The sequence below is a fragment of the Cytobacillus mangrovibacter genome (genome assembly GCF_042865275.1).
GTDB lineage: Bacteria > Bacillota > Bacilli > Bacillales > Cytobacillaceae > Cytobacillus > Cytobacillus mangrovibacter.
Genome location: NZ_JBIACJ010000003.1, coordinates 220,412 through 234,091, shown reverse-complemented (window position 1 = coordinate 234,091; position 13,680 = coordinate 220,412). Strand labels below are relative to the sequence as shown.

Here is a 13,680-nt window from a genome sequence, read left to right as displayed (position 1 = left end):
TGTAGAGGTTGATTTCCGCTCCAGGTACTCGCTTTCCGCGGGGTGGGCGGTGAGCCTCCTCGGAGCTTACACTCCTGCGGGGTCTCACCTGTCCCACTACTCCCGCAGGAGTCTCGCACCTTCCGCTCCAATCAACCTAACTTTTTTTGGTACAGTTTTCATTCACAAATTCACATAACCTATTTAAAACAACATTCTTTTAGAAGCTATTCTTTTTTCCTCAACACGGCGCGTACTGGGCTGCCGTCTCCTTCTACGAGTGGGAGTGGGAGTGCTGCTAGTTCGTATGCGCCTGGGGCTATGTTATCGAGGACAAGTCCTTCTAATATATGAAGTCCATGGCTTGTCAGTTCATGGTGTGCAGTTAATTCCTTGCTTTCTATTGGGTCGACAGATGGAAGATCTAGCCCAATTAGCTGGACTCCTTGTTCTGCTAAATAGGCCGCTACTCCAGGGTCAATATGTGGAATTGAATCAGGGAATACCGAGCGATCCTTCCAAACACCTGTATAGATTAATAGACGTGTTGTACCTTCTATATTATATCCCTGGAAATCCTCTACACGAATGCTACGACTAATCGGAAGATGGATAACGGTTGCCGGACCTATGTATAAATTAATATCTAAATCAATTACCCTTTTCCCATCATTATCAAAATGAAAGGGAGCATCGATATGTGTGCCTGTATGTGCACTCATTCGTATTTCCCCTACATTCACAGATCCACTTTCTTCCATACCCCAGCTTACTTTATAGGAAAAGGGTGTATCCCCTGGCCAAACAACCATATTATTATCCAGACGCTGTGAAATATCAATCCATTTACTCACTTTGTTCTCCTCCATACTATAGCTTTGTTCTTAAGCTCCATAATTCCGGGAAAAATTGGTGATCAAGTACCCTTTTTAAATAGGTAACCCCTGAGGATCCCCCTGTTCCCTTCTTATGACCAATAATTCTTTCAACTGTACTCATATGATTGAACCGCCATAGCTGCTGCTGGCTGCCGATATCTACTAGTTTTTCAGCTAATTCATATAAATCCCAATACTGATTTACATTTCGATAAACAGTTAGCCATGCATCCTCTACGCTCTTATTAGAATTATATGTTTGTGACCAATCTCGTTCAAGTGCTTCTTCATCAATCGACAGTCCGCGAGCTGCAAGTGCCTGAATGGCCGCATCATAAATGCTCGGTTCATATAAGGCCTTATTCAAAAGTTCATAAAGCTCGATTTCATGCTGATAGACTAATAATGTATGCTTATTTTTTTGGCCAAGCGCGAATTCAATTAAGCGATTTTGATACGATTGAAAGCCAGATGAATGGCCAAGCTTATCACGGAATTCCAAATATTCAGCAGGTGTCAATGTAGATAATACACTCCAGGATTGAATCAATTGCTGTTGAATTCTTGAAACACGTGAAAGCATTTTAAATGAAGGCTCTAAATCATTGCGTTTAATGCATTCGGTTGCTGCCGAAAGCTCATGGATGATAAGCTTCATCCATAGCTCACTCGCTTGATGGATGATGACAAAGAGCATTTCATCATGATGATCGGACAAAAGATGCTGACTTGATAAGATTTTATCAAGCTGCAAGTAGTCACCATAAGACATTTCTTGGTGAAAATCTGTCTGGATTTCTTTTTCAAGATTAGACACGAGCTTCTTCTCATTATTCTTTTCCATTTTGCACACCCTCCTTAGGCTACTACATTTCTTTCGTTAGAATATTGCTCATACAGTTTTTCTGCCATAATATTTTTGAGGATTTGGACAACCTTCCATACTTCTTCATATGTGTTATATAAAGCAATTGGTGCTAAGCGAATAATGTTTGGTGCACGGTAATCAGGTACGACCCCATACTCCTTCAATGCTTTACAAATCCGAGCAGCTTCTTTATGTTCAAGACTGACATGTCCTCCGCGTCGCTTCTCTTCTCTCGGATTCCCAATTATAAAACCATAATCTTCCAACTCGAAATCAATTAAATCCATTAAGTATTGCGTGCTCTGGAGTGATTTTTCACGAATCCTTTCGATCCCCGCTTCTTGAAACATTTCAAATGATCCGATTAATGGGGCTAGACTTAGTATATGTGGTGTCCCAATTTGAAAAGCGCCAGCTGTGTCTGCTGGTATTAACAAATGCTCCATATCAAATTGCTTGTCTTTTTTGGAGCCAAACCAGCCAGCAAGGCCTGGCAATGTGCCAAAATGCTTCCGATTCACATAAAGACTCCCAACACTGCCAGGGCCGCCATTCAAATGCTTATAATTACACCAAAATGCAAAGTCAACATCCCATTCACTGAAAGCATGCGGAATTGCTCCTACAGAATGACAGCCATCAAAGCCAATGAGGATTCCTCGTGCATGCGCTTCATCTGTTAGTCGTTTCATATCAAGAATTTGTCCGCTTCGATAAAGCACAGTAGGTAAAATAATTAATGCAATCTCTTCAGTCATAGCAGCAATAAGATCCTCTTCTTCCAACAAGCGGCCATCTCGGCTTTTTACACGAATTAAATGGGTTTCTGGGTTAAACCCATGAAGGCGAAGCTGGCTCTGCAATGCATAAATATCAGATGGGAAAGTGAGCTCATCAGCTAGGATTTTCGTCCGCTTTCCTTCAGGCTTATAAAAAGAAGCAACAAGCTGATGCAGGTTCACAGTTGTAGAACCAGTGACAATGACCTCCTCAGCAGAAGCACCGACAAGCGGAGCACTAAGCTTAGCTAACGTCTCAGGTAGAAAAAACCATGGGTGTTTCCCCTCCATCCAGCCATCAATGCCGAGCTCCTTCCAATCTGCTAGCACCTCCAGCAATGATTTTTCTGCCCTTTTTGAAAGCAAACCTAATGAATTCCCATCCATGTAGATGGAATCAGGCTTTATATAAAATTCATTACGATAATGTGCAAGGACATCTTCTTGATCTAATTGACGGGCATATTCTACTGTTGGCTGAAATGAATACGTTTGCATGATTGTCCACCTCTTTCATTAAATAGTTTGTCTCTCATCTAATTTCATGATATACATCTGGAAATCCTGCATAAAGATAGAAAAAGAGAGGTTTCCCGGCCTTAAACAAAAAAAGGATTGCTTGAATAATATTCAAGTCAATCCTTTTTGTTTAACTGGAAATGGATGAATACTTCTTCTCTCCGAATTCCATTATTCTATTTTTCAAGAGATTAATAGAGATTCACTTACTAATGGAAACTTAATTTCTACCGAAGTTCCTTGTTCATCACTATTAATTTGGATAGAGGTATGTTCGTAGTGCTTGAGTCTCTTCGCGATATTTAAAAGACCTACTCCACGCTCTTGCCTTTTCTCCATATCCCATATAGATTCTAGATTTTCCTTAGAAATCCCTTTGCCGTTATCAATTATATGGAACATCACTTGTTTATTGCTTTCCTTTATAATTAGCTTCACTTTCCCACCTTTAGATTTATTTCTTAGTCCATGGATGATTGCATTCTCAACAAGAGGCTGGAGTATTAAAGGTGGAATCATGCAGTAAAAACTTTCATCCATATCAATTTCTAAATCCAATTGGTTAGGAAATCTTGTCCGATGAATATTCACATACGACTTAATTAAGGAAAGCTCCTTCTCAAGGGGAACCAAGCGGCTCGTATTCTCGAAGGTAAAACTTCCTCTTAAAAAAGTAGCAAAATCCGTGATCATTGTGCGAGATTTCTCCAAATCAGTATAACTCAGGGACAAAATCGTATTAAGCACATTATAAATAAAATGAGGCTTTATTTGAGCCTGTAAAAAAGCCACTTCTATTTTCGTAATCATTTCTGATGATTCCTTCATTAATAATAAATTTCGGATCCTTGTTTTCAACTCCGAAGCCTCAAACGGCTTATGTAAAAAGTCATTCGCTCCAGCTTGAAAAGCAGCAATCATATCCTCTGGATTGATAGCAGCTGTTAACATAAGAATGGGTAATTCAGATAAAGTATAAGACTTTCTAAGTTTTTGACATACTTCATATCCTGAAATTCCTGGCATCATAATATCCAAGAGAATCAAATCCACTGATGGATTTTTCTTTATTTCATCAAACACCGCCATGCCATTATCCACTGCAATAATAGAGTAAGGTTCATTGTCTAGAGTATCTATTAATACCTTCAAATTCACATGATCATCATCAACAATTAGAATCCTTTTTCCTTCTTTTTCATTCCTGTATGGGAGAGATAATGTAATTGGATCTTTCTCATAATGAATGGGAATCGCCAACGAATTCTCTTTTTCTATAGGTTGAGCAGCAGGCAATGATATCGAAAAGGTCGTACCTTTCCCCACTTGTGAATGAACAGCAATTTCTCCCCCCTGTACTTCAACAAGCTGCTTTGTTATGCTTAGCCCCAATCCTGTCCCACCAATAGAATTTTCAAACTGCTGAAAAGCGTCGAATAAAATATCTATATGATCCGGTGGAATTCCAATTCCAGTATCCTTTACTTCAATCGTTACCTTTCCCCCATTTATAAAGGAGTTTATTTCTATCGTTCCTGAATCTGTGTACCTTACTGCATTGTCAAATAAATTATAAAGGATCTGCCTCAGTCTTCCCTCATCAGCTAAAACATATTGACCACGAGGAACATGATTATGGAGCTTAACATCTTTTTCAATCATAAAAGTAAAGATCTCCGTAATTACATGAGATAAAGCGTGTAAATCAACAGGAGTCATCGATAATTTCAATTCCCCTTGCTGCAGTTTTGAGTAATCTAAAATATCGTTAACAAGATGGGATAATCGTTTAGCGATATTCATTATAAGGGATACCTTTTCTTTTTCTTGTGAACTCATCTTTGTCTCATTTTTATCTAATAATGCTTGGGAAATCGCCATAATCCCGTGAAGTGGAGTACGAAATTCATGAGATGTCTTTGCCAAAAATTCATCTTTTAATTTATCCACTCGAATCAGCGCATTTGAGAGCTCTTCCTTTTTCAAATAGGAATGGGTGAAACGATTGGAAATAAATAGAGATAGCATAGATAAAAGAATGAATGGCATAACAGGCGGTAATAAGTTTAATTGAAAATCGCTAATAACATTCAGGGTTGCTACAATAAAGTATACAAATATCGTCACTGAACTTAAAACGAGATACACAGCTCCAACAGCTTTGTGTTTAATCGCTTTTAGTTGAATAATGAAGATATAAAGTATGATCACAAACAAAAAGGATGAATATACCATCTGTAATTGTGAATTTACCCTAACAGGTAAAAGAGATGTTGCCATTAACAATAAACCTAGCACAGTTAGGATTTTCACCATTTTTTTATTCGAAAAATATTTGAAAGAGTTATAAAAATATAGAAGTAAGAACACGCCAAAACAAACACTTGATAGCATTTGAATTCTTTCAAATATTTCATAGCTCATATTTGGAATGACAGATAACATTAGCTTCTCACCATGTGACGCGTAGTAAACAACTACAGCCAAGCAGAATAAAGAGAAACATAATGTTTCCATGTCCTTTCGAAAATGCAGGTAAGTCCCAAGGAAATAAACAAACATTGTTAAAAAGGCAATAATTGTTACCCAATCATAAAATAAAGAACTTTTGCTAACCGCAGCAACTCCCTCTTGATTACCAAAATAAATGGAACCAACGATTCCTCCACCACTAGCATAATCAAAATTCGCTACCTGGACGAGGATTTCAATTTCTTCTTTATCAGTATGAAAATACGTTGTGTACGGAATATTATGTTGAACATAAGAATCCTTATCTCCTGGCTGTCCGCTTCCTCCGATTAGCTTTCCATTCACATAGATGCTATTTGACATCCGAATATTCGTTGTTTTAATACCAAGAATCTCTTCCCTATCATCTTCATCTAGTAATATCTTTAGACGATAAGTGCCCTTCGTGAATTTAAATAGTTTCTTTCCATCTATCTCATATTTTGTCCATAATGATGGCACTTGGACGAGGTGAGACTTATTTTGTCCAAATTGAGCCGAATCTGCCAAATCGTTCGGTATAAATTCCCATTCCCCATTAAGCTTAACAACCCCATTTTGAAAGTTGTAATCTCTCAGGTCTAAAATGCCGTCCTCTGCTACTGGAGTAGGAAAAACATCATTATTACTATTGGACCTGATCCCAATAACAATAATTATTATTAAGGTTAGAATTATTAGGACTAGCGGTAATTTATTTTTCATGCTGAAGATTCCTTTGTGAATTTTATGTTAGAAAGATATTCTAAGATAACTAGATTTTATGCTGGTTTCCTTGAGTATTCAATGCTTGAACGCACAATATATAAAAATATTGAAATAAAAAGCCACTTGAATGGATCAAGTCAACTCCATTTCATCTTAATTTCATACTTTGTACTCACTAATCTTATCAAGCCTGACTTAACATTTTCTGAACAACTTAATTCCTTAGACCTAAATACAATCGAACAGCAATCCTCTTTTTCTAAATTCCTATTTCAAAACTTCTTTCTCTTCAGCAAAAAATCCACCTAAACTAGCAGTTTAGGTGGATTAAATAATTATTTTATCTTTTCTATCATTTTTTCTAATTTCTTCTGCGGCTTCATCCCTAACTGAATCCAAAGAGACGTTCGATAATTATCATAAACATTCAGCGCTTCTCGATTGTTTCCCTGCTGGATATAATATTGAATTAACTCCATCGTAAAACGCTCTTCCCAAGGTTCCAAATCAATAAGCTTCTCAATGGCCTCTTTATAAACATGATCTGATTTTTCTTCATCTGAAGTAACCCTAATATATAAAGTTAAATATTGGATGATCCTTTTCCGAAGCTGTTCCCGCTCATTAATGGACCAATAATAGTCTTCTTCCACTAAATAATCATCCTTATAAAAGGAGAGTACTCCCTTTACATCACTACTTGTAAATCGTTTATGATTCAGGATTGGTTTTATTGCCATCACATCGCTATTTATATCAATGACAAAAGAATATCTCCCATCTACATATTTGATCGCTTCATGGAAATTATGGTTTTTCAATTCCTTTCGAAGATGATACACACTTGTATGCAAAAGGGCTGATGCTTTTTCTAGTGTTTGCTCCGGCCATAGATCTTCCATAATTTTATCCCGATGAACAGGACCGTTTTGATGGATCAAATATGCACAAAGCTCCTTCACCTTTTTCGTCCGCCAATTCATTGGCTTTCCTTGTAAATCGGTTAATCGAAAACTTCCAAGTAAACTCGCATTCATTGTTGGTGTATGATTGGTAAGTGATTGGTGCGATGGATTTCTTCGATTGGAAATTCTTTCTATCGCTCTTTTCAGGCGCCACTTTTCAATTGGCTTTAAAATGTAATCAAATGCTTGGACATTAAATGCCTCAAGTGCATAATGATCATAGGCAGTGACAAACACAATTTCTGCTTGCCATTCTATACTTTCTAATTTTTCTGCTAGACTAATACCGTTCATCTCTTGCATTTCTATATCTAGAAACATAATATCAGGCTTAATCTTTCCAATATTCTCTAATGCCTCTTCTGAATTTGTAAACTTTCCAATAATGTCGATTCCGTCGATTTCCTTAAGCATCGCCTCTAACAAATCTAATGCCAGAACTTCATCATCAACCAATACTGCTTTTAACACCTGTATCCCTCCTTTTCCAATCGGTAGCCAATCTTAGGAATATTAACTACTGTAATAGGCCATTTTCTTCTGGAACCATACTCAATCAAAGCTACTTTCATAATCTCAATCTAGATTATCGGTATAACGAATCAACGGGAATCGAATTTCAACGATCGTACCACTATTCTCTTCACTTTCGAAATGAATAAAGGCTTCCTCATAGTATTTCAATCGTTTGGAAATATTGTGGAGTCCAACCCCTTGTTTAATAAGCCCTTTTTTAAAACCATTAAGCATCTCCTTAGGAATTCCTTGACCGTTATCCACAACTCTGCAAACAAGCATTCCACTTTCCTCTATGATTACAAGAGCTACTTTTCCGCCTTCCTTCTTTGCCTTCAGTCCATGAAGAATCGCATTTTCTACAAGTGGCTGCAGCAACAGTGGTGGAATTAGACAATGAATTGGATTCTCCATTTGAATTTCCCACTCCAATTGCTCTGGAAATCGAGTGCGATGAATATTCACGTATGATTGCACGAGTGAAAGCTCTTTTTCTAGCGGAACAAGTCTGCTTGTATTTTCAAAAGAGAAGCTCCCTCTTAAAAAGTTGGCAAAGTCTGTAATCATTGTTCTCGCCTTGTCCAAATCCAAGTAACTAAGTGAGAGAATTGAATTTAGAACATTGTAAACGAAATGGGGCTTAATTTGTGCCTGTAAAAACGCAACTTCCATCTTGGTCGCTGTTTCTGCCGATTCTTTCATCAATAGTAGATTTCGAATTCTTGTCTTTAATTCCGACGAATCAAGCGGCTTATGCAGAAAGTCATTAGCCCCTGACTGAAAAGCTGCCACCATATCTTCTGGATGAATAGCTGCTGTCAGCATTAGAACCGGAAGCTCAGACAAAGGATAGGATTTCCTTAGCTGCTGACAAACTTCATACCCCGAAACTTCGGGCATCATAATATCTAAAATCACGAGATCCACATCAGGATGCTTATTTATTTGTTCTAAAACTGCCTTTCCTCTATCTACCGCAATGATGAAGTATTCTTCCATTGACAAGGTATCGATCAGCACTTTCAAATTGATATGATCATCATCAGCTATGAGAATTTTTTTTCGACCAGTATTTTCTACAATATGTGGGAGTACCAGCTGAAATGGATACTGTTTCGCATAGAGCAATTTCTCTCCGCTCTTATTTTTCTCATCCAGCTGAACTGCTTTTGGAAGAGTAATAAAAAAGGTTGTTCCTTTCCCAACTTCTGATGTGACGGCAATATCGCCGCCCTGAATATGAACCAGTTCTTTTGTAATACTTAAACCAAGTCCTGTCCCTCCCATTGAATTTTCAAATTGCTGAAATGGATCAAATAATGTCTTTATATTTTCTGGAGCAATCCCGCAACCCGTATCACTTACTTCAATAACAACATGTTTTTCCTTTTCATAGCAATTAATTTCCACTTTGCCTAGGTCCGTATATTTAACCGCATTTTCAATCAAATTATATAAGATTTGACGAAGTTTCTCCTCATCTGTTAAAACTAGCTGTCCACGGTGAATATTATTTACTATCGTTACATCTTTACTTTTCATGAACATAAAGATGTCTACAATAACATGTGTAACAGAATACAAATCGACAGGAGCAACATCAAGCTTCAAAAACTTCTTTTCCTTTAATTTTGAAAAGTCCAGAATATCATTCACAAGATGCGATAACCGCTCGGCAATACCAACAATTAGATTCATTTTTTCTTTTTGGTCAGTTGTTAAAGAATATTTATCTTTATCAAGCATTGATTGTGAAATAGCAATGATCCCATGTAATGGGGTTCGAAATTCATGAGAGGTCTTCGCAAGAAATTCATCCTTCAATTTATCAATGCGTAACAGTGCATTTGAGAGCTCTCTCTTTTTTAAAAATGAATCTGTGAAGCGATGCGAAATAAAAAGTGAAAGCATTGTTAAACAAATGAATGGAAACAATGGCGGCAAATTATTAATTTCGAAATTCATCATCACATTTAAAGTCGCAACAACAAAGTAGACAAAAATAGTAAAGGAACTAATAATTAAATACGTAGCTCCAATAGATCGTTTGTAAATTGCTCTTATCTGAATATAGATAATATAAATTAAAACGATAAATATATATAATGAATTAACGATTTGCAAATTGGAGTTAATATGTACCGGTAGCAAGGCAGAGGCATTCAGTACAATTCCAGTGATACAAAGAGTTTTCACTATTTTTTTATGAGCAAATTTCCTTAAAGCATAATAGAAATATAACAGGACAAATATTCCAATTAGAATACTTGAAACCGCTTGAATTCTTTCAAATAGTTCATAGGGGATAGCAGGTAAAATTGCCAGCAAAACTTTTTCACCATGCGATACAGCATATAAAACATTCGCTAAACAAAATAGAGAAAAGTAAAGCTGCTCCACACCGATTCTCGATTGGAGAAAAGTACCCAGGAAATAAATAAACATGGTTAGAAAGGCAGCAATCGTCACCCAATCATATGCAAGTGAGCTTTCCCTCAATTCTCCAATACTTACTTGGTCTCCAATAAAAATTGAACCCAATATTCCCCCACCTGATGCATAATCAAAATTAGCGACATGAACAAGAAGCTCGATCTCCTTTTTCCCAGGTACAAAATAGGAAACATAGGGAGTATTATGTTGTACATAAGAGGAATCCTCAGCAGGACTACCGCTTTGACCAATAAGTTTTCCATTCATATAAATCGCATTAGACATGCGAATATTACTTGTTTTTATTCCTAAAATCATTTCTGGATTATCGACTTGTATCTTCAAGCGATACGTACCACTTGTATATTTAGGTACTTTTTCACCATCAAGATTATAGCTTGTCCATAAGGATGGGACCTGAACAATATGGGATTGCTGCAAATCAAAATCATTGGAATCAGCCAGTTTACCAGAAATAAACTGCCACTCTCCATTCAATGCAACCGGCTTATCTTGACTAAAGTCGTACTGGCGAAGATCTATAACACCATTAATGGCTTGAGGTGGATCTGATTTCTTTTGATCAAGAAATAAATATGTGAGAATGATACTTACCATTAGCATAGTAAAAATAAGGGGAAAATATATTTTTTTCATTGTATGGTTGTCCTTATTTCAAATTATTGAGCTCTTAACGAGGAATTTCTATCTGTATAAGTAAATTGTATGCGGATTTTCGACTATATTCAACGAATTTCTCATGGGAAGTTCTAGTAAAACTCAATAATTCAAGTTTGTGTCATTATTAGATCATGAAGCTTTTTTGAAACGATCATTATGAAGCCTGAAAGAAATGTATCTAGCCGTCTTAAACAAAAAAAGGCCTTAATAAGCCTTTTCTCTAAAAGGAGTATGAAAAGTCATGGGAAACTTCCTTCTTACTCTTCAGACTGCTCCTGACTATAATTTTCCATCAAATGACAAATACCAATTGTCCGTTCCACTTCAAGTACAAAAGCAATCCCCTTCCCAGGCTTTTCAAGCTCTGCCTCGACCATGATCGCCTGTAATACCTTATCTGTTTTCTTTCGATCAATTAATGTTAGAATAATTTCTTTTTCAGGTTCAATGGTGATCGAAAAAAGCTTTGCTTGCTCATGTATTCCGGTTCCACGGCCATTAAGAATGGTCCCGCCCTCTGCACCGGCTTTTTTCGAAACATCCACTACTCTTTCGGAATGTCCTTTATTAACAATGGTGACAATCACATCATATAGAATCGAGTTATTCATTATACCCTCCACAATCAGTTTTATTTATTGATTCTGTCTTAGTATTTTTATAAAACTTCAATAGATGGGCAATGCCTGCCAGTTTTTTGACATCAACAACAAAGCCAATGCCATGTGATGGTTTGTGTAAATTCGCAGCTTTTTCAACTGCCGATAATATATGATCCATTATCTCTTCTGGCATTAAGGTTAAAATCACCTCTTTATCTGAATCAATCGTAAATCCTAAGAACGTTCTTTTTTCATGAATCCCATGTCCGCGTCCAAAAAGGATCGTGCCTCCTTTTGCGCCAGCACTCTTAGAAGCTTTAACAACTTTTGACGCCAAGCCCTTTTGGACAATCGTTACTAACAGTTTATGATTCGTGTTCAACTGCTCGATCATTTGGCTGGAGTTTGCGTTCATTCTCTTTCTCCTTTCGGCCGTAAAGTAACCCTAAGATTAATACTGATAATATTGGAGAAAGCGCTACTAAAGCAACCATCCCAAAGCCATCCTGCAATGGATCCCGTCCATCAATACTTGAAGAGATTCCTACAAACATTGCAACAAGAAAGGTTGCTGTCATCGGTCCTGTTGCAACGCCTCCAGAATCAAATGCAATCGCTGTAAACGTTCGTGAGGAGAACTTAGTAATAAGAAGCGCTAATAAATACCCTGGCACGATAAAATATAGGATAGGGATTCCAAAAATGATTCGAATCATCGCTAATGCAACAGATACCGCAACACCAATTGATAAAGTATATAGCATCACCTTCTGAGGTATGTACCCTCCAGAAACTTTTTCAACCTGATGAATTAATACACTTACAGCTGGTTCGGCAAAGGTTGCGACAAAACCTAATACAAACCCAATTGGAATCAGGATCCATAAGAAATCCATTTCGCCAAGAATTTTCCCCATTGCTCCTCCAGCAGGCAAGAATCCAATATGAACACCTTGCAGGAAGAAAGCCAGCCCCCAGAACGTAAGAAACATACCGACTAGAATATCTTTTAATTTTTTTAATGGAAGTTTTAAGACAAAGAATTGAAAGAATAAGAAAAAAATGATTAGAGGAATAAGCGCCATCGCCACTTCATATAAGATATGAGAGAATCCTTCAAATATAACAATATTCATCCATAGATCACCCCTAACACGAGTACTGCTAATACCGGTCCAATCGAAGCTAGGGCGACCAATCCAAATCCGTCTGAAGAAGCCGATTTTCCTCTTAGCACAGAGGCAGCTCCAACACCTAATGCTAGAATAAAAGGAACCGTCATTGGACCAGTTGTTACTCCACCTGAATCAAGCGAAATCGGTACGAATTGATCGGGAGTAAATGCTGCTAGTAAAAAAATTAAGCCATAGCCCCCCACTAGAATATAGGTAATTGGAATATTTAATACGAGCCGCAGCATCGCTAAACCAACAAAAATGGCAACGCCTAAAGCAACCGTATAAATTAAGACAGTTCCTGAAACTGTTCCATCTGAAACCGAAGAGACTTGCGTGGCTAATACACGTACATCAGGCTCAGCAACCGTCGCAACAAAACCGAGAAGAAAACCGAAAACCACAACGAGCCAAACCTTCCCCATTTTCGGCAACGCTGACCCAATCATTTCCCCAATGGGCAATAAACCAATATTTACGCCCAGAAGAAAAAGAATCAAACCAATCGAAACCATAATAACCCCAATAATGAATTGAATAAAAATATCCGTCGGCATACCGATTATCGTAAACTGCAAAATAATGACAACTAACGATAACGGCAAAATCGCAAAAACCACTTCCTTCACAGTATCATTAATATTTTCCATCCCATCCTCCTCAGCTCAGATTTATATATTAATAGACACGAAGCTTAGAAAAGAGTCTTATATGATTAGTTTATCTTCATTTAGTATTAGAAATTACCTATTTTAGAATATTTCGTTTATTTCGCGTAAATTACTTTGCGGTTTCTACACAGATGGCTCCGGCCCCCGATGAAGGACAGTTTGAGTGTTCTGCGATCTTGCTTTGTCCTTCATACACTTGATGAAGGACAGTTTGATTGCTCTGCGACATTGTTTTGTCCTTCATACACTTGATGAAGGACGATTTGACTGCTTTGCGATCTTGTTTTGTCCTTCATACACTTGATGAAGGACAGTTTGATTGCTCTGCGACATTGTTTTGTCCTTCATACTCTTGATGAAGGACAATTTGACTGCTCTGCGACATTGTTTTGTCC

The 13,680-nt window shown here is 37.4% G+C and carries 10 protein-coding genes; all 10 read right to left on the bottom strand.

Annotated features, from left to right (window positions below):
• Positions 1 to 206: 206 nt before the first annotated feature.
• Positions 207 to 833 carry an arylformamidase gene (kynB, locus tag ACFYKT_RS07515; RefSeq protein ID WP_389217715.1) on the bottom strand — a complete coding sequence of 209 codons (627 nt, stop codon included), beginning with the start codon at positions 831 to 833 and terminating at the stop codon, positions 207 to 209.
• Positions 834 to 849: 16 nt separating this feature from the next.
• Positions 850 to 1,701 (bottom strand): tryptophan 2,3-dioxygenase, encoded by an 852-nt coding sequence (gene kynA, locus ACFYKT_RS07510; RefSeq protein WP_389217712.1) that lies wholly within the window; start codon positions 1,699 to 1,701, stop codon positions 850 to 852.
• 14 nt (positions 1,702 to 1,715) lie between these two features.
• Positions 1,716 to 3,002, bottom strand: coding sequence for a kynureninase (gene kynU, locus ACFYKT_RS07505; RefSeq protein WP_389217709.1), 1,287 nt, complete (start codon positions 3,000 to 3,002; stop codon positions 1,716 to 1,718).
• Positions 3,003 to 3,206: 204 nt separating this feature from the next.
• Complete coding sequence (locus tag ACFYKT_RS07500; protein ID WP_389217706.1) at positions 3,207 to 6,239, bottom strand: ATP-binding protein; 3,033 nt, start codon at positions 6,237 to 6,239, stop codon at positions 3,207 to 3,209.
• Between the two features lie 338 nt (positions 6,240 to 6,577).
• On the bottom strand, positions 6,578 to 7,678 hold the full coding sequence (locus ACFYKT_RS07495; RefSeq protein ID WP_389217703.1) for a response regulator: 1,101 nt from the start codon (positions 7,676 to 7,678) through the stop codon (positions 6,578 to 6,580).
• Positions 7,679 to 7,783: 105 nt separating this feature from the next.
• Entirely contained in the window at positions 7,784 to 10,813 is a 3,030-nt protein-coding gene (locus ACFYKT_RS07490) for a hybrid sensor histidine kinase/response regulator (RefSeq protein WP_389217700.1), read from the bottom strand.
• Positions 10,814 to 11,094: 281 nt separating this feature from the next.
• The gene (locus tag ACFYKT_RS07485; RefSeq protein ID WP_389217697.1) at positions 11,095 to 11,448 is read right to left on the bottom strand and encodes a P-II family nitrogen regulator; all 354 of its coding nucleotides are present in this window, start codon (positions 11,446 to 11,448) and stop codon (positions 11,095 to 11,097) included.
• A complete protein-coding gene (locus ACFYKT_RS07480; RefSeq protein ID WP_389217694.1) occupies positions 11,441 to 11,854 on the bottom strand; it encodes a P-II family nitrogen regulator in 414 nt (137 codons plus the stop codon). Before ACFYKT_RS07480 ends, ACFYKT_RS07485 begins: the two co-directional genes overlap by 8 nt.
• Positions 11,805 to 12,575 carry a DUF1538 domain-containing protein gene (locus ACFYKT_RS07475; protein ID WP_389217691.1) on the bottom strand — a complete coding sequence of 257 codons (771 nt, stop codon included), beginning with the start codon at positions 12,573 to 12,575 and terminating at the stop codon, positions 11,805 to 11,807. Before ACFYKT_RS07475 ends, ACFYKT_RS07480 begins: the two co-directional genes overlap by 50 nt.
• Entirely contained in the window at positions 12,572 to 13,264 is a 693-nt protein-coding gene (locus tag ACFYKT_RS07470) for a DUF1538 domain-containing protein (RefSeq protein ID WP_389217688.1), read from the bottom strand. The genes ACFYKT_RS07475 and ACFYKT_RS07470 overlap by 4 nt, the downstream gene beginning before the upstream one ends.
• Positions 13,265 to 13,680 lie beyond the last annotated feature (416 nt).